This window comes from Secundilactobacillus silagei JCM 19001, from assembly GCF_002217945.1.
Lineage (GTDB): Bacteria > Bacillota > Bacilli > Lactobacillales > Lactobacillaceae > Secundilactobacillus > Secundilactobacillus silagei.
The window spans coordinates 1-235 of the sequence record NZ_BCMG01000076.1 but is presented as its reverse complement, the minus strand read 5'-3'; the positions used below and the strand labels follow the sequence as shown (position 1 = coordinate 235).

The 235-nt window shown below is 54.9% G+C and carries 1 rRNA gene; it reads right to left on the bottom strand.

What is annotated here, in order from left to right:
- Positions 1-235 (bottom strand): 23S ribosomal RNA (locus CES79_RS12625); the annotation flags it as partial.

The window sequence follows — 235 nt, the reverse complement described above, 5'->3', positions numbered from 1 at the left end:
ATAAGCCTGTTATCCCCAGGGTAGCTTTTATCCGTTGAGCGACGGCCCTTCCATACGGTACCGCCGGATCACTAAGCCCGACTTTCGTCCCTGCTCGACCTGTCTGTCTCGCAGTCAAGCTCCCTTGTGCCTTTACACTCTGCGAATGATTTCCAACCATTCTGAGGGAACCTTTGGGCGCCTCCGTTACTTTTTGGGAGGCGACCGCCCCAGTCAAACTACCTACCTGACACTG